17 protein-coding genes and 1 tRNA gene are annotated in these 16,075 nt (G+C 60.8%); 10 read left to right on the forward strand and 8 right to left on the reverse strand.

Annotation, left to right across the window (positions count from 1 at the left end):
• Positions 1–7 precede the first annotated feature (7 nt).
• Positions 8–1,315, reverse strand: coding sequence for a helix-turn-helix transcriptional regulator (locus tag RA29_RS04095; protein ID WP_039683939.1), 1,308 nt, complete (start codon positions 1,313–1,315; stop codon positions 8–10).
• Between the two features lie 229 nt (positions 1,316–1,544).
• On the opposite strand from RA29_RS04095, the gene RA29_RS04100 reads away from it, so the two are divergent.
• The 8 genes from RA29_RS04100 (at position 1,545) to aat (ending at position 9,591) form a co-directional block, all read left to right on the forward strand.
• Positions 1,545–2,882: a substrate-binding protein gene (locus tag RA29_RS04100; protein ID WP_039683147.1), complete on the forward strand. Its 1,338-nt coding sequence runs from the start codon at positions 1,545–1,547 to the stop codon at positions 2,880–2,882.
• 124 nt (positions 2,883–3,006) lie between these two features.
• The gene (locus RA29_RS04105) at positions 3,007–4,038 is read left to right on the forward strand and encodes a branched-chain amino acid ABC transporter permease (RefSeq protein ID WP_039683150.1); all 1,032 of its coding nucleotides are present in this window, start codon (positions 3,007–3,009) and stop codon (positions 4,036–4,038) included.
• A 3-nt stretch (positions 4,039–4,041) separates the two neighbouring features.
• Positions 4,042–5,241, forward strand: a complete 1,200-nt coding sequence (locus RA29_RS04110; protein WP_039683152.1) for a branched-chain amino acid ABC transporter permease — start codon at positions 4,042–4,044, stop codon at positions 5,239–5,241.
• 12 nt (positions 5,242–5,253) lie between these two features.
• On the forward strand, positions 5,254–6,018 hold the full coding sequence (locus RA29_RS04115; protein ID WP_039683154.1) for an ABC transporter ATP-binding protein: 765 nt from the start codon (positions 5,254–5,256) through the stop codon (positions 6,016–6,018).
• A 12-nt stretch (positions 6,019–6,030) separates the two neighbouring features.
• Positions 6,031–6,786, forward strand: a complete 756-nt coding sequence (locus RA29_RS04120; RefSeq protein WP_039683156.1) for an ABC transporter ATP-binding protein — start codon at positions 6,031–6,033, stop codon at positions 6,784–6,786.
• A 207-nt stretch (positions 6,787–6,993) separates the two neighbouring features.
• Positions 6,994–7,488: an acetyl-CoA carboxylase biotin carboxyl carrier protein gene (gene accB, locus RA29_RS04125; protein WP_039683941.1), complete on the forward strand. Its 495-nt coding sequence runs from the start codon at positions 6,994–6,996 to the stop codon at positions 7,486–7,488.
• A gap of 12 nt (positions 7,489–7,500) precedes the next feature.
• On the forward strand, positions 7,501–8,847 hold the full coding sequence (gene accC, locus RA29_RS04130; RefSeq protein WP_039683158.1) for an acetyl-CoA carboxylase biotin carboxylase subunit: 1,347 nt from the start codon (positions 7,501–7,503) through the stop codon (positions 8,845–8,847).
• Positions 8,848–8,955: 108 nt separating this feature from the next.
• Positions 8,956–9,591: a leucyl/phenylalanyl-tRNA--protein transferase gene (aat, locus tag RA29_RS04135; protein ID WP_039683943.1), complete on the forward strand. Its 636-nt coding sequence runs from the start codon at positions 8,956–8,958 to the stop codon at positions 9,589–9,591.
• Here the strand turns inward: aat and RA29_RS04140 are convergent.
• The 6 genes from RA29_RS04140 to RA29_RS04165 all read right to left on the reverse strand — a co-directional run bounded on the left by RA29_RS04140 (position 9,555) and on the right by RA29_RS04165 (position 13,396).
• Positions 9,555–9,923, reverse strand: a complete 369-nt coding sequence (locus RA29_RS04140; protein WP_342666380.1) for a DUF2155 domain-containing protein — start codon at positions 9,921–9,923, stop codon at positions 9,555–9,557. The two genes, aat and RA29_RS04140, sit on opposite strands and share 37 nt — an antisense overlap.
• The gene (gene mlaD, locus RA29_RS04145) at positions 9,920–10,372 is read right to left on the reverse strand and encodes an outer membrane lipid asymmetry maintenance protein MlaD (protein WP_039683160.1); all 453 of its coding nucleotides are present in this window, start codon (positions 10,370–10,372) and stop codon (positions 9,920–9,922) included. Before mlaD ends, RA29_RS04140 begins: the two co-directional genes overlap by 4 nt.
• A 1-nt stretch (position 10,373) precedes the next feature.
• Positions 10,374–10,757 (reverse strand): NADH:ubiquinone oxidoreductase subunit NDUFA12, encoded by a 384-nt coding sequence (locus tag RA29_RS04150; RefSeq protein ID WP_039683162.1) that lies wholly within the window; start codon positions 10,755–10,757, stop codon positions 10,374–10,376.
• A 94-nt stretch (positions 10,758–10,851) separates the two neighbouring features.
• Positions 10,852–11,214, reverse strand: coding sequence for a RidA family protein (locus tag RA29_RS04155; RefSeq protein WP_039683164.1), 363 nt, complete (start codon positions 11,212–11,214; stop codon positions 10,852–10,854).
• A gap of 112 nt (positions 11,215–11,326) precedes the next feature.
• The gene (clpX, locus tag RA29_RS04160) at positions 11,327–12,592 is read right to left on the reverse strand and encodes an ATP-dependent Clp protease ATP-binding subunit ClpX (protein WP_039683166.1); all 1,266 of its coding nucleotides are present in this window, start codon (positions 12,590–12,592) and stop codon (positions 11,327–11,329) included.
• Positions 12,593–12,754: 162 nt separating this feature from the next.
• Complete coding sequence (locus RA29_RS04165; RefSeq protein ID WP_039683946.1) at positions 12,755–13,396, reverse strand: ATP-dependent Clp protease proteolytic subunit; 642 nt, start codon at positions 13,394–13,396, stop codon at positions 12,755–12,757.
• Between the two features lie 87 nt (positions 13,397–13,483).
• Here RA29_RS04165 and RA29_RS04170 point away from each other — a divergent pair, with 87 nt between their 5' ends.
• Positions 13,484–14,758: an FAD-binding domain-containing protein gene (locus RA29_RS04170; RefSeq protein WP_241462543.1), complete on the forward strand. Its 1,275-nt coding sequence runs from the start codon at positions 13,484–13,486 to the stop codon at positions 14,756–14,758.
• Between the two features lie 114 nt (positions 14,759–14,872).
• Here the strand turns inward: RA29_RS04170 and RA29_RS04175 are convergent.
• Positions 14,873–14,962: transfer RNA gene (locus RA29_RS04175), tRNA-Ser, on the reverse strand.
• 216 nt (positions 14,963–15,178) lie between these two features.
• Here RA29_RS04175 and RA29_RS04180 point away from each other — a divergent pair.
• A complete protein-coding gene (locus RA29_RS04180) occupies positions 15,179–16,075 on the forward strand; it encodes an SPOR domain-containing protein (RefSeq protein ID WP_039683170.1) in 897 nt (298 codons plus the stop codon).

Genomic DNA, 16,075 nt, shown 5'->3' on the forward strand with positions numbered 1-16,075 from the left:
AGACCTGTCAAAAACCAGTGAAACCATCGCTCAGGATTGATGGCTCGCGGCGGCCACGGCACCCGGAGCGGGGACAGATATGGCAAGCTGATCCCACCTCCTCGGTTGGCAGATCATGCGCACCCGGCATGTCCGGACTGGGCAGGATCAGCATCGTCGCCTCCAGCAGCGGGGGCGCGTTCAAGACGACAGGACCTACCGGTTCGGCGGCGGCAAAACAGTCAAAGACGGCATTGTCGCGGGTGGGCATCTGAACGCGCGCCCGAATGACCTGCCCGGGCTGGCCCATCACCTGAAACAGCGGCCACAGCGGACACGCAGCGCCATGTCGCGGAATGGCAAAGCCTTCGGTATCCTTGCGAAACAGTAGGCTGCCTGCCCGATCTGCCACCACCAACCCAGCGTCCAGGGTCGGCACCGTCGCCAGACGACGCATGATATGCGGCACCGACACACCAAAATGCGCGGCCAGGGCGATCACATCTGGACCGTGTACAGACAGCGCACCCTTCAGATCAGCCAAACCCACCTCCGCACTGTCGCGTACCATACGGTCAAGGATCGTGCGGGCCAGATGACGCGACTGGGCGGAGGCAAGCTCGGGCGCCTGCCCGACAATGCTCTCCGGATCCTGCGCTCCGCTTTCAAACGCCTCCAGCGTCTGCGCATGCGCCGAAAGGAATGCAGCCACCTCTTCCTGCGGTGAACCCGACGGGGCAGCCTCCCCGGTTTCGGCATCCAGAAAACCGACCAGCGCCTTCGAACTGTCCGCCAAACGGCGGCTGTCTGCATCGATATTGGCATGGAAGCGGTCGCGCCACTCGGCGGTAATGGTCTTGTCCTCGGCCAGAATGGACGCGGTGGACCGGATGGACGCGGCAGTCGACAACACCTCGTGCACGGACGCGGCCAGTTCGGGGTCATGCGCCAGCCGGTCGCTCAGTGTTTCGACCGTGCGCTGCAAATCGGCGATCTTGCGATGGGCCGCCGCCAGCGCCTCCGCCCAACCGGGGAAGCGACCGGCGAATTCCTCGGCCCGCGCACTCTCATCTTCCGGCAGGCGCGCGCGTTGGGCGGCCTCCTGCAACGCGGCAATTAGCGCGGCCTCGGCACCCTCGCTCAGCACAGTGGGTTCAACGTCCAGCGCTGCAGCAATGTCCAACAGCAACTTGCCGCCGATTCTGCGGCGATTGTGCTCGATCAGGTTCAAATAGGACGCGGATATACCTATCTGTTTGGCAAGATCGGACTGTTTAAGTCCCCCCATGGCGCGTCGCTCGCGAATTCGCGTGCCTGTCAATGCGTCCCGCGCCATGCGCCATTCCCCTGCGTTTGTCAGCCATTTCAACGCTTTTCTGCGCTGCGACATAAGAAAGTTTACAAAGTATACCGCTGTATTGTGCAGATGTTTACAAAATAATTCTGCGAAACAAGGGGTTTATTGCGCAATTTTCCAACCATACGCGATAGTGGCTTTGCACAAAGTGCGCGCGCGGCCCGGTTGAGGAGCAGGACCGCGCATTTCAACAAATGGGAGGATATTCATGTCCAAAACGAATCTGACTCGTCGTGGCGTGCTCAAGACGGGTGCCGTCGCGGGTGCAGGCTTTGCCGCTCCGACGATCTTCACGGCGCAGTCGGCCGCTGCTTTCACGAACGAGCCCACCGGCTCTTCCGTGACGCTGGGCTTCAACGTGCCGCAGACCGGCCCCTACGCTGACGAAGGTGCGGACGAACTGCGCGCCTACGAACTGGCGGTCGAACACCTGAACGGTGGCGGCGATGGCGGCCTGATGAACACCTTCTCGTCCAAGGCCCTGCAAGGCAACGGTATCCTGGGCAAGAAAGTCGAATACGTCACAGGCGACACGCAGACCAAGTCTGACGCCGCCCGCGCATCGGCCCGCTCGATGATCGAAAAAGACGGTGCTGTGATGATCACCGGCGGCTCGTCCTCGGGCGTGGCCGTGGCCGTGCAAGCGCTCTGCCAAGAGGCAGGCGTGATCTTTATGGCGGGTCTGACCCACTCGAACGACACCACCGGCAAGGACAAGAAAGCAAATGGCTTCCGCCACTTCTTCAACTCCTACATGTCCGGTGCGGCCCTCGCGCCGATCCTGGCCAACAACTACGGCACGGATCGTAAAGCCTACCACCTGACGGCTGACTACAACTGGGGCTACACGACCGAAGAAGCCGTGCGCACCTCGACCGAAGCCATGGGTTGGGAAACCGTCGCCGCCGTGAAAACGCCGCTGACACAAACCGACTTCTCGTCCTACATTGCGCCGGTTCTGCAATCGGGTGCCGACGTGCTGGTTCTGAACCACTACGGCGGCAACATGGTGAACTCGCTGACCAACGCGGTTCAGTTCGGCCTGCGTGACAAGCTGGTGAACAACAAGAACTTCGAGATCGTGGTTCCGCTCTACTCCCGCCTGATGGCGAAGGGTGCGGGTGCCAACGTGAAGGGGATCTTCGGCTCCACGAACTGGCACTGGTCGCTGCAAGACGAAGGCTCCAAGGCGTTCGTCAAATCATTCGGCACCAAGTACGGCTTCCCGCCGTCGCAGGCGGCACACACCTGCTACGTTCAGGCCCTGCTCTATGCAGACGCCGTGGAACGTGCCGGGTCGTTCAACCCTTGTGCGGTTGGCGAAGCGCTCAAGGACTTCCAATTCGACGGCATGGGCAACGGCCCAACGCTCTATCGTGGCGAAGACCACCAGTGCTTCAAGGACGTGCTGGTCGTGAAAGGGAAAGAGAACCCGACATCCGAGTTCGACCTTCTCGAAATCGTGGAAGTCACGCCGGTCGAGCAGGTCACCTACGACGCATCGATCTTCGGTGGCGAGCTGGGGTCCTGCAACCCGGGCGCGTAAGCCATTGAAAATGCTGGGTGGGCCGCGATTGGCCCACCCTTCCCTGGCGCGATCCCAGGCATTCCAAAATTTAACATAACATGTCCCACCGTGGGACATCTGACCCAACCCAGAGGTTCGGCCGATGGAAGCGATCATCCTTCAAATTCTAAACGGGCTCGACAAGGGCTCGGCCTATGCGCTGATTGCGCTGGGTCTCACGCTGATTTTCGGCACTCTGGGCGTGGTGAACTTCGCCCACGGGGCCCTGTTCATGATCGGCGCCTTCTGCGCCGTGACCCTGAGCCGGATTCTGACCCTCAGCCACACGATTGTGGACGACACCCAAACCGACTTCCTCGGCAACCCTCTCAAAGTGGACGTGCCCTACGTGATGGACTGGTTCGGCGAGGCAACGGGCAGCGCCATCATCGACTGGGCCGTCCCACTCTCGATCCTCTTCGCCATCCCGGTAATGATCGCCATCGGCGTGATCATGGAGCGCGGGTTGATCAAGCATTTCTACAAGCGCCCCCACGCCGACCAGATCCTGGTGACCTTCGGCCTCGCGATCGTGCTGCAAGAGATCATCAAGTACTACTACGGTGCCAACCCGATCCCGACGCCCGCCCCGGCAGCCTTCAAGGGCTCGTTCGATTTTGGCGCGATGCTGGGCTTTGATCCCAACATCATCATCTACCCCTACTGGCGGATCATCTACTTCGCCTTTGCCGCCGTCATCATCGGCGCCGTGTTTGCCTTCCTTCAGTTCACCACATTTGGGATGGTCGTGCGGGCCGGTATGGCCGACCGCGAGACGGTGCAGCTGCTGGGCATCAACATCGACCGCCGCTTCACCCTGATGTTTGGCATCGCGGCCGCCGTCGCAGGGCTTGCGGGCGTCATGTACACGCCGATCAACTCGCCAAACTACCACATGGGCATGGACTTCCTTGTCCTCAGCTTCGTGGTGGTCGTTGTGGGCGGCATGGGCTCCCTGCCCGGCGCTGTGGCCGCGGGCTTTCTGCTTGGCATCCTCGAAAGCTTTGCATCCATGCGCGAGGTCCTCGCCGTGCTGCCCGGCCTCAACCAGATCATCATCTATCTGGTCGCCATCATCATTCTGTTGACCCGTCCTCGGGGCCTTATGGGCCGCAAGGGCGTGATGGAGGAGTAATCCATGTTCGGTCTCGACAAAAAAGACACCCGCCTCCTGATCCTGGTGGCCATCCTCGTGGCGCTGGCCCCCTTCCTACTGAACCCCTTCCCCGAAGGATCCGCCATGGCGCAGTTCAATGCGGGCTATCCCGACCTGATGCAGCGCTTTGTGATCTTTGGCATCTTCGCCATTGGGTTCAACATCCTCTTCGGCCTGACAGGCTACCTGTCCTTCGGCCACGCGGCCTTCCTCGGTGTCGGCTCCTACGCCGCGATCTGGATGATGAAGCTGCTGACCATGAACGTGATCCCCGCGATCTTCGTGTCGGTGATCGTGGCGGGCATCTTCAGCCTCGCCGTGGGATGGATCAGCCTGCGCCGCTCGGGCATCTACTTTTCGATCCTGACGCTGGCCTTTGCACAAATGTCCTACTCGCTTGCCTATTCGGTGCTGACACCGATCACGGGCGGTGAGACGGGCCTGCAACCAAAGGTCAATGATCCGCGTGTTCTGGACGGTGCTTTGGCCGAAGGCGCGACACCCAAGGCAAACCTCTTTGGGCTGGAGATGGGGTCGAGCTTTGAATGGAGCGTTGGTGGTTGGCTGTTCACCTTCAACGCGGGCTACTATCTGGCTGCGGTCGTGATGCTGATAGCGTTCTACATGTCGATCCGCATCTTCCGCTCGCCCTTTGGCATGATGCTGCGCGCGGTGAAGTCAAACCAGCAACGGCTGAATTATACTGGCCTCAATGCCAAGCCCTACACGCTCGCAGCCTTTGTCATCTCGGGCATGTATGCCGGTCTCGCCGGTGGTCTCATGGTGGCCATGGACACGCAGGTGGGTGCGGAACGTATGTTCTGGACCGCCTCTGGTGAGGTCGTTCTCATGTCCATTCTCGGCGGTGTCGGCACACTGATCGGGCCGGTCCTGGGTGCGGGTGCGATCAAGTACATGGAAAACATCCTGTCCAAGATCAACAAGGAGATCCTGCACCAGTGGTTCGCGTTCATGCCCGACGGGATCGAGGACATCCTTGTGTCGCTCGTCTACCCGTTCATCGGCAAGGGCTGGCACCTGACGCTGGGCATCATCTTCATGCTGGTCGTGATCTTCCTGCCCGGTGGCCTTGTCGAAGGGGGCCAGCGTGTGGCCCGCCTGTTCAAGCGCAAGAAACCGGCCGAAGACGGGCCAGACGGCAAAACCACGCCTGCGGAATAAGGAGAGAAACCAATGGGTATTCTTGAAGTCAAAAACGTAGGCAAACGGTTCGGCGGTCTGCAAGCGCTGGGGGACGTGAACCTCAGCGTGGCCGAGAACACGGTCCATGCCATCATCGGCCCCAACGGGGCGGGCAAGTCCACGCTGCTGAATTGTCTGGTCGGTAAGCTGATCCCCGACACCGGGTCGGTCATGTTCGACGGGCAGTCTGTTCTGGGGCGAAAGCCATTTGAAATCAATCAGATGGGGATTTCCCGGGTATTCCAGACACCGGAGATCTTTGGCGAACTGACGGTGATGGAAAACATGATGATCCCGTGTTTTGCCAAGCGCGACGGGGCGTTCACGCCCAACGCCTTTATTGACATGTTCAAGGATCGCGAGATTGTCGAGCGGGCCGAGCAGATGCTGGAAGAGATGAACATGGCGGATGCGCGCAACGACAACGCGGCAACCATGTCGCGCGGCAACAAGCGGCGGCTGGAGATCGGCATGTGTTTGGCGCAGGAGCCACGGCTGCTGCTGTTGGATGAGCCGACGGCGGGTATGGCGCGTGCGGATACCAACAACACCATCGACCTGCTCAAGCAGATCAAGGACGAGCGGGACATCACCATCTCGATCATCGAACACGACATGCACGTGGTGTTCAGTCTGGCCGAGCGGATCACGGTGTTGGCGCAAGGCACCCCGCTGGTCGAAGACACGCCCGACAACATTAAGGGTCACCCCAAGGTGCGCGAAGCGTATCTGGGCGAAACCCAAGATGCTGCGTAAGGAGACTGACAGATGAACGTCAAACCCGACTTTTCAAAGCACGCCAACCACGCAGCCACGGCGCCCGCCTTTCTGAGTGTGTGGGACATGCACGCCTATTACGGCGAAAGCTACATCGTGCAGGGCATCAGCTTTAACGTCCACGAGGGCGAGATTCTGGCCCTGCTGGGTCGGAACGGGGCTGGCAAAACCTCGACCCTGCGGTCCATTGCCCGGATCGGTGATCCGCAGGTGACCCATGGCGAGATTTGGCTGGATCACAAGCCGCTGCACAACATGTCGAGCCACGAGGCGAGCCAGGCGGGTCTTGGCCTTGTCCCCGAAGATCGGCGTATCATCCCGGGCCTGACAGTCGAGGAAAACCTGAAGCTTGCCCAGATCGCGCCGCCCATCGGGTGGTCAATCGAGCGGCTGTACGACCTGTTCCCACGGCTCGGAGAGCGGCGGAACCAGGAAGGTGTGACGCTGTCGGGCGGTGAACAGCAGATGCTGGCCATTGCCCGTGCGCTTGCGCGCGACATCAAGGTGCTGTTGCTGGATGAACCCTATGAAGGCTTGGCGCCGGTCATCGTGGACGAGATTGAGAAGACCCTAACCGTGATCAAGGAACAGGGAATCACCACAATCATCGTTGAACAGAACGCTGTTCGGGCGCTGCAACTGGCGGATCGGGCCGTTATTTTGGACACTGGCGGGATCGTGTTTGATGGAACGGCCGCCGAAGTCCTTGAGAACGAGGAGCTGCGGGCCGAATACCTCGCCATCTGAACGAAAAGTCGATGCTGGACATGTGAAACCGGCCCTCTGCGGGGCCGGTTTTTTGTTGATCGGACGGTGGTTCCGGCCGCGGATCAGGCAGAAGGTGGCCATGCGTCAGAGCGCTTTCCTCTGCGTCATTGCGCAGCTATAAGCGGCCAGAGCATGAACAGCCGCCCATATGCCGGTGCGGCAACGACCAACCGGTTGAGGACAGCAATGACAGAAACCAAACGTGATGCGGACGTGGCCTTTATCCAGGCACTGGCCGAACTGCTGCGTGAAAACGATCTGACGGAGTTGCAGGTCAAACGTGAATATGGCGAAGACGACAGCCTGAATGTGCGTGTGTCTCGCCAGACCGCACAACAGGTGGTGACCCAGATCGCAGCACCTGCACCGCAAGCCGCTGCAGCCCCGGCCCCGGCAGCAGCCGCCGCATCCGCGCCTGCCGATGCACCGGCAGACCCGGCCAACGATCCGGGCGCGGTCACCTCGCCCATGGTCGGTACAGTTTATATGCAGGCCGAACCCGGTGCGCCGTCCTTTATCAAGGTCGGCCAGCAGGTCAACGAAGGCGACACGTTGCTGATCGTCGAAGCCATGAAAACCATGAACCACATCCCTGCCCCGCGCGCAGGCACGGTCAAGCGCATCCTTGTCGATGACGGCGCCGCCGTGGAGTTTGGCGCCCCGCTTGTGATCCTCGAATAAGGATCAGGGCCCATGTTCAACAAAATCCTGATTGCCAACCGCGGAGAGATTGCCCTGCGCGTCATCCGCGCGGCCCGCGAGATGGGCATTGCGACCGTCGCCGTGCATTCCACTGCGGACGCAGACGCCATGCATGTGCGTATGGCAGACGAGTCTGTCTGTATCGGCCCTCCGGCCTCGCCCCAGTCCTACCTCAGCTTCCCGGCGATTATCTCGGCCTGCGAGATCACCGGCGCCGAAGCGATCCACCCCGGCTATGGCTTTTTGTCAGAGAACGCGCAGTTCGTACAGATAGTCGAAGATCATGGCCTGACGTTCATTGGCCCCACCGCCGAGCATATCCGCGTCATGGGCGACAAGATCACGGCGAAGGACACGATGAAGGCGCTCGGCGTGCCTTGCGTGCCCGGCTCGGACGGCGGCGTCGCGACGCTGGAAGAGGCCAAGGCCATCGGCGAAGAGTTTGGCTATCCGGTGATCATCAAGGCCACCGCTGGTGGTGGCGGACGTGGGATGAAGGTCGCGCAAACCGCAGCCGACATGGAAAGCGCATTCATGACCGCGCGGGCCGAGGGCAAGGCGGCCTTTGGCAACGACGAGGTCTATATTGAAAAGTACCTGACCACGCCGCGTCATATCGAGATTCAGGTCTTTGGCGATGGCAAGGGTCGTGCCGTGCATCTGGGCGAGCGGGACTGTTCGCTGCAACGCCGTCACCAGAAGGTGTTCGAAGAAGCCCCCGGCCCCGCGATCAGCCCTGAAGAACGGGCCGAGATCGGGCGCATCTGTGCGGATGCGGTGGCCAAGATCAACTATATCGGCGCGGGCACCATCGAGTTCCTCTACGAGAAAGGCGAGTTCTATTTCATCGAGATGAACACGCGGCTTCAAGTGGAACATCCCGTGACCGAGGCCATCTTTGGCGTCGATCTGGTGCGCGAGCAGATCCGTGTGGCGTCAGGCATGGACATGTCGTTCACGCAAGAGGTTCTGGAGATCAACGGCCACTCCATCGAGGTGCGGCTGAACGCGGAAAAGCTGCCAGATTTCTCGCCCTCTCCTGGCCGGATCACGCAGTACCATGCTCCGGGTGGCTTGGGCGTGCGAATGGATTCGGCGCTCTATGATGGCTATTCGATCCCGCCCTACTACGACAGCCTGATCGGCAAGCTGATCGTGCATGGGCGCGACCGTGGAGAGGCCTTGGCGCGGCTGAACCGGGCGTTGGGTGAGTTGATCATCGACGGGATCGACACGACGGTGCCCTTGTTCCACGCCCTGCTGGCCGAGAAAGACATCCACACCGGGGATTACAACATTCACTGGTTGGAAAAGTGGCTTGAAGCGCAGGCGGACTGACCAGCCGGGCAAGCTTTCAAGAGGGATCGCCGCGGCGGTCCCTTTTTTGTGTGCCTCTGTCACGGTAATCTGCCGGCGTAGTCGCGGGACACACGCATGAAAGACGACATCAGACTGACGCCAGATCTGCTACTGCAGGGATATGCTGCGGGCATCTTTCCGATGGCGGAGTCGCGTGACGACCCTGAGGTATTCTGGGTCGATCCCCGTATGCGGGGGGTTCTGCCGCTGGATGGTTTCCATATCTCCCGCTCGCTTGCGCGGGCTATGCGGCGGACCGATTGGATGTTGCGGGTGGATGGGGACTTTGCCGGCGTGGTGGACGGGTGTGCAGACCGTGTCGACACCTGGATAAATCCGGAAATCCGACGGCTTTACCTTGCCTTGCACAAGCGGGGCCAGGCGCGGTCGGTCGAGGTGTGGGACGGGAACGAGTTGATCGGCGGCGTCTACGGCGTCGTGCTCAAGGGCGCGTTTTTTGGGGAAAGCATGTTCTCGCGGCGGACAAATGCGTCGAAGATGGCGCTTGCCGCGGCTGTCGATCACTTGCGGCGCACCGGATTTACTCTGTTTGATACGCAATTCCTGACGCCGCACCTAGCCACGTTGGGCGCTCAGGAAGTGTCACGCGCAACATATCATGCGCGGTTGAGCCATGCGCTGGGTGTGCATTCAGCGGATTTTACCGCTGCACCCGTCGGCAGTTTTCAAGATGTGGTGCAGCGCATGACCCACACGTCATAGCGCGCGTGTTCCATGGCGTTCAAAGCCGGGGCGGACGCGATCATCCAGCCGGAAAACACAACACCCTCCCGCCCCACTTCTGAGATTTGCAGCCCTGCATAGGCGTTGCCGGATGGGTTGCCAGACGGATAGCGGCATTCGGTGAGCGTGATGTTGAGCCGTTCGAAACGCACGGTGCGGCCCGCCAGCATCTCGATATCGACAACTTGTCCACTGAATTTATCAAGACCGCGCAGAACCGCGCCCGACGCGCTTTCTGTTGGGTCTTCGGCCATTGCGCCCGTGGCGATGCAAACCGCCAGTGCCGCAATGCGTGCGGCGCGGCGCATCATTCGCCTTCGCCCCCGGAAACGAATTTCAAGAGAAGTGAGATTAGGCTGACCGACCCTTGGGTGTCGGTGATTTCGTCGCCTTCCTCGAAGTAGAAAGGGGACCCGCCCGGAACGATCTCGACGAAATTGCCCCCCAGCAGCCCTTCGGAGCTGATGACGATGGCGCTGTCGTCCGGAATCTGCGTGTTAGAGCGCACGGACACGACAGTGTCGGCGCGGAAGGTTTCAGGGTTCAGGGCAACATCGGTAACTGTGCCGATCTTCACGCCCGCAAGGCGGACATCGGTACCGACATTCACACCTTCAAGGCTGCGGAAGCTAGCCGTGAGCGGATAGGATGCCCCGCCGCTGCTGCCCAGGCCCGCGACTTGCGCGCCGTAGACTGCAAACCCGATCGCCGCAGCAAGCACAACGCCGCCTACCAGAACCTCGGTCGTGTTCTCGGCCATGTTATTCCGGCGTCCAGGCTTCGTAATCGGAGCGGTCGGCCGGTTTTTCCCGGCGGATCGACCCAGCGGGCGCATAGGCCAGTGCCGTGCCGGTCAGGTTTGGCTGGTGCGGTTTTTCCCAGTCCTTACGCTTCAGCGGCTTGTCTGTGGGCGGCTCGTCCCAGGTGCGGTGCAGCCAGCCGTGCCATTCGGGATCCACGCGGCTCGCCTCGGCCTCGCCGTTGTAGATGACCCAGCGTTTGCTGTCGTCCTGCGTCTTGTAAAAGACGTTGCCCTGGCTGTCTTCGCCCACTTTCACGCCCTTGCGAGCCGTGAAAAGCTGCGTGTTCAGAGTTTGGCCGTTCCACCAAGTGACTGCCCGCAGCAGCGTGTTGAGAATGCCCATGTTTCGCCTCCAGCGCTTTGGACTGTCTATGCCGCATCATGCCAGCGTCGTCCAGTGGACACGGACGCACAGGCGCGTTCCGGCATGAAGGTGATCACGTGCCTTTGTAGGCCGTCACTTCGATTTCGATACGGTCCTCCGGGGTGATCAGGCCGCATTCGATCATCGTGGCCGCCGGTGGGTTGTCACCAAGGGCCTCGCGCAGCATGGGCCAGCACGGCGGGAATTCGGTGCGGTCGGGCAGCATGTAGGTGACGCGGACCACGTGGCTGAAGTCGGCCCCGCATTCCTTGAGGGCGTTGCCGATGATCTCCAGTGCGGAGCGGCATTGTTCGACCGCAGTGGTGCCGTGACCGACTGTGCCTGCGACGTGGATCCAGTCGCCAGCCGCCACGGCCCGGCAATAGCCGACCTTGGGTTCAAATTCGCCACCGGAGTGGATGCGTTGGATGGACATGGCACTTCCTTTTGGTTTGGGCGCACCCGTAAGTGCGCCTTACGATTGCGCCTATGGAAAAATGAAAAAGGCGGGTATGACACCCGCCTTTCATTTGCATTTGGTGATGGCGTCAGCCTGCCGAGGCCGGTTCTTTTTCTGCTTCGGCGTGGATCATCAGTGGTGCGGCATCGGATGTCACCGCTTCTTCGTTCACCACCACTTCGGTCACCGATTCGAGCCCCGGGAGCTCGAACATGGTGTCGAGCAGAATATCCTCGAGGATTGACCGCAGGCCGCGGGCACCAGTTTTGCGTTCGATCGCGCGTTTGGCGATCGCGCTAAGTGCGTCGTCGGTGAAGGTGAGCGTTGTGTCCTCCAACTCGAACAGACGCTGGTATTGTTTGACCAGAGCATTCTTGGGTTGGGTCAGGATGGTGACAAGCGCGTCTTCATCGAGATCTTCGAGCGTTGCCAAGACCGGGAGACGGCCGACGAATTCGGGGATGAGGCCGAATTTCAGCAGATCCTCTGGTTCCAGATCTGTGAAGATCTCGCCCACGCCGCGTTCGTCATTGTCGCGCACGTCAGCGCCAAAGCCCATGGCTGACCCTTTGCCGCGCTGCGCGATGATCTTGTCGAGGCCCGCAAAAGCGCCGCCGCAGATGAACAGAATGTTCGTCGTGTCTACTTGCAGGAACTCCTGCTGCGGATGCTTGCGCCCACCTTGCGGCGGCACGGAAGCGACGGTGCCTTCCATCAGCTTGAGCAATGCTTGCTGCACACCCTCGCCCGATACGTCGCGGGTGATGGACGGGTTTTCGGATTTGCGCGTGATCTTGTCGACCTCGTCGATATACACGATGCCGCGCTGCGCGCGTTCGACGTTGTATTCCGACGCCTGCAGCAGTTTGAGGATGATATTTTCAACGTCCTCACCGACGTAGCCGGCCTCTGTCAGCGTTGTCGCGTCGGCCATCGTGAACGGCACATCAAGGATGCGCGCCAGTGTCTGCGCCAGCAACGTCTTACCGCAACCCGTTGGGCCGATCAGCAGGATGTTGGACTTCGCCAGTTCGATGTCACCGCCCTTTTGGGCGTGGTTCAGGCGCTTATAGTGGTTGTGCACGGCGACCGACAACACGCGCTTGGCCATGGCCTGGCCGATCACGTAGTCGTCCAGCACCTCGCAAATGTCCTTGGGCGTCGGCACACCGTCGGTCGACTTCAGACCCGATGCCTTCGTCTCTTCGCGGATGATGTCCATGCACAACTCGACGCATTCATCACAGATGAATACGGTTGGCCCTGCAATCAGTTTGCGGACCTCATGCTGGCTCTTGCCGCAGAAGCTGCAGTAGAGGGTATTCTTGCTGTCGCCGCTCGAATTCGTCGCCATATCGCGTCCTTCCCGGCCTATGCCGCCATCCTAGGCGCCGGTGATTTCCCGGTCCGCCCCGCGTTGCTCGTCAGCTTAGGACAGGCCCGCGGGGTCCACAATCGTCTTTTTGCCTGACCTCGCGGTCAGATCACGCTGGCCGTGAGGGCCAGCGCGAATGCCTTATTTTTCGTCATCATCGGACTTGGTCCGCTGTTCCACGATCTCGTCAATGTGGCCCCATTCCTTCGCCTCTTCCGGCGTGAGCCACGTGTCACGGTCCAGCGCCTGCTTCACCGTCTCGTAGTCCTGACCGGCATGTTTGACATATAGCTGATACAGGCGCTCGCGCGTTTTCTCGATATGCCGGGCCGAGATCAGGATGTCTGCGGCCGTCCCCTGCGACCCGCCAGAGGGCTGGTGGACCATGATTTCAGAGTTGGGAAGGGCAAAGCGCATCCCCGGCTCACCGCCGATCGCAATGACTGATCCCATCGACGCTGCCATGCCGCAGATCAGCGTCGAAACTTTTGGTTTAATGTACTGCATCGTGTCGTAGATCGACATGCCCGCCGTCACCTCACCGCCCGGCGAGTTGACATACATGCTGATTTCCTTGGACGGGTTTTCCGCCTCAAGGTGCAGAAGCTGCGCCACCACAAGGTGGCTCATCCCCGAGTGGATCGGGCCGTTGATGAACACGATCCGTTCCTTGAGAAGGCGCGAAAAGATGTCGTAAGCCCGTTCGCCACGGCTGGTCTGTTCGACCACCATGGGGACTAGGTTGTTGTGAATGTGTGCATATTGATCGATGGGATCGCGCATAAGTCCTGCCTCGTCAGACGTCTGCGAGACCATACCCGCAGAGGTGTTACCCGAGTCTTAGTATTGGCCAAGGGGGGCTGCAAGGGCATGCGCACGCTTGAACATGGCCTCTGCACCTCTAGCTCGCCCGTCATGACTGAAGCGCTGACCAGATTTCCCCCGACCCGAACTGCCGCCCTGGAGCGGCTGAACCGCTTTCTGCCCCATGCCGGGCGCGACTACGCGGCGCGGCGAAATTATGATCTGGGACGGGATGGACATAGCGGTGTGTCGACCCTGTCGCCCTACATCCGTGCGCGCCTCCTTACGGAAGCCGAAGTGCTGGACGCGACCCTTGCACGCCACAGCGCGAGTGCTGCGGAGAAGTTCATTCAAGAGGTGTGCTGGCGTACCTACTGGAAAGGCTGGCTGGAGATGCGGCCCGCGGTTTGGGGGCAATACAAGACCTCGCTCAAGGGCGCGCTTGATAACGTGCAGACGCAATCGGGTTTGCGTGACCGGTGGGAACAAGCCTGCAAGGGCGAGACGGACATCGACTGCTTCAACGCCTGGGCGCGGGAACTGGTCGAAACGGGGTACATGCACAACCACGCGCGGATGTGGTTTGCCTCGATCTGGATCTTTACGCTGCAGCTGCCGTGGGAGCTGGGTGCAGATTTCTTTCTGCGGCACCTTCTCGACGGCGATCCGGCATCAAATACGCTCAGCTGGCGCTGGGTGGCGGGTATTCAAACTCCGGGCAAGACGTATCTGGCGCGCACCTCGAACATATCGAAATATACCAAGGGGCGGTTTGCGCCCAAATGGCAGTTGGTCCGTGACGCCCCTGCCCTGTCGGCCCCGCCCAAGCCGGACGTGATGCCGTTACCCGATGCCGATCTGCCGATCCCAAGCTCGCGTACAGGGCTGATCCTGCACGATGACGACCTGAGCCCCGGTTTCATTCTTGATGCCGGAATTGAACCTTTAGCAACCGCCGTCATCACAACGCGCGCAGGGATGACGCCGCTGACCTTGGCAGCCCACGTCACAGACTTCGCCGAAGCCGCCGCACGAGATACAGTCGAGCGCTTCGGGGATCGCCTGGGCACGGTATCCCAGGTTGCGCCAAATACCGACGCGCTGACAGCTTGGGCGGAGGCCGCCGGGATTGATCAGGTCATCACGCCCTACGCGCCGGTCGGTCCGACCGCAGATGTGCTGGCGCGGTTCAGCAGCGCTGATGGGACACCACCCTTGCGCCGTATCCGCCGAAGCTATGACAGTGCTGCATGGCCGCACGCGACGCATGGGTTTTTCCGGTTCAAAGACAAAATCCCGCGCCTGTTCGGCGAACTGCGAGGGTTGCGGGCGGCGGAGTAGTTTGCTGGCCACCTAGGACGCCGGAAAAACCAAACGACACTACGTCAGCGGCGCGCCAAGATAGAGTCATCTATCAGCAAATATAGCAGGCCAAAGCGTTGGAGATAATGCGATTGGCGGAGGCTGTGGGATTCGAACCCACGGGACGCTCTCACGCCCAACGGTTTTCAAGACCGCCGCATTCGACCACTCTGCCAAACCTCCGGTGCGACGTGCTTTAGGGTGGCCAGTGCGATTCTGCAAATGCCCACAGCGCCGTGGAAATCTGCCGATCTGCGAATCGCGTGCTTTCCACAACGGTGAACTCGCGCTATCATCGCGCTAGAACCCTGCTCAAGCGGGGCAAATCTCTGTGCCAAATGTGGCACCAACACAGCCCAAAACAGGGCGCACAGGCAACAGCAGGCAAGGACTTGGTCCATGAGCAGACTATCATCCCGTTCCACACTTCGCTGCGGCACCGCCGCTTTTCTCGCGCTTGGCCTCTTGGCCGGGTGCAATGAGAGTGGCCAATTTGTCGCCATGGATGCTTTCAAACGGTCCAACACCTCGGTCGAGGGCACGCCGAAACCGGGCACAGCCCTTAAGACTGTTGAACGCGACGTCGAAGCGCCCGAGGTGTTCTCGGCGACCGAAGCAGGCCTTTGGGATGGCCGTCCGTCTCTGGGTGGCGTGTGGGTGGCGCACCCCGATGTGTCCGATCCGGAGCGTGTGATCATCCGCAACACCGAAAACGACCAATTCGTCGTGGGGGCCCTGTTCCGGCGCGAACGCGATATTCCCGGCCCGCGCATCCAGATCAGTTCAGACGCCGCCGAAGCGTTGGGTATGCTGGCTGGTGCGCCGGCTCAGTTGAACGTCACGGCCCTGCGCAAAGAGGAAGTGTCGCTGGAACCCGAAGCCGCACCGATCGACGCGGAAACCGTTGCCGCACCTGCCGACGTGTCGACGACAACGCTTGACCCTATCGAAAGCGCTGCTGCGGCCCTTGACGCGCCGGCATCGCCTGCGTCGGGCATCCAGCCTGCCGCACCACTTGAACCAACCCCGGCTGCGGCCACGACGCGACCAACCGCATCCAGCCTCGACAAACCGTTCATCCAGATCGGCATCTTTTCGATCGAGGCCAACGCCGAACGGACCGCCAAGCAGATGCGCGGCGCCGGGGTCATTCCAACCGTGAAATCCTTTGAACGCGATGGCAAACCGTTCTGGCGCGTTGTTGTCGGCCCGGCTGGCACAGCTTCCGAGCGCAGCCAGTTGCTCAAGACCATCAAGGGCGAAGGGTTCACTGACGCATACGCCGTCACCAACTGA

It is taken from the genome of Tateyamaria sp. ANG-S1, from assembly GCF_000814025.1.
Classification (GTDB): domain Bacteria; phylum Pseudomonadota; class Alphaproteobacteria; order Rhodobacterales; family Rhodobacteraceae; genus Tateyamaria.